The organism is Streptomyces sp. A1136 (assembly GCF_004795055.1).
Lineage (GTDB): Bacteria > Actinomycetota > Actinomycetes > Streptomycetales > Streptomycetaceae > Streptomyces.
In genome coordinates this window covers 1-679 of sequence record NZ_SSBJ01000174.1, presented here as the reverse complement: position 1 = coordinate 679, position 679 = coordinate 1, and the positions used below count along the sequence as shown (strand labels likewise).

The 679-nt window shown below is 60.7% G+C and carries 1 protein-coding gene; it reads left to right on the top strand.

The annotated features are described in order from the left end of the window. On the top strand, positions 1-655 hold a 655-nt coding region (locus E6R62_RS37895; RefSeq protein ID WP_240802143.1), incomplete at its 5' end, for a methyl-accepting chemotaxis protein. Between the last annotated feature and the right edge of the window lie 24 nt (positions 656-679).

The window sequence follows — 679 nt, the reverse complement described above, 5'->3', positions numbered from 1 at the left end:
GGCCGCCGATGATGCCGACCAGTCCGCCCAGCAGGGCGAAAAAGTCATGCAGGGCACTATCCACACCATCACCCAGATGCGCGGCGAAATCGCCAACACCGCCACGGTCATCCGCCAACTGGAAACCGACAGCGGGCGCATCGGCAAGGTCCTGGAAGTGATTCGCGGCATCGCCGAACAGACCAACCTGCTGGCGCTCAACGCGGCCATCGAAGCAGCACGCGCCGGTGAATCGGGACGGGGCTTTGCCGTGGTTGCCGACGAGGTGCGCTCGCTGGCCTCGCGGACCCAGCAATCCACTCAGGAAATACGCCTGATGATTGAGCAACTGCAGACGGGGGTCAAACACGCTCAAGTGCGAATGCAGCAAAGCCGCGACACTGCCAGCAAGACGGCAGGCGATGCCGATGCGGCCAATGCAACGCTCGAACGCATACGTGAAGCCATTTACCGCATCAATGACATGAACCTGCAGATTGCCGCCGCCGCTGAAGAACAGAGCGCCACGACCGAGGAAATCAATCGCAATACGAGCAACATCCGCGATATCAGCCTGGAGGTGTCCGGCAGTGCCGAGAAGCAGGTCCGCCAATGCTCAGTGATGGGGGACCATGTAGGCCAGCAAGACAGGCTTCTCAGCCGCTTCAGAATCTGAATCCGGCACCACGGTCATTTGTAG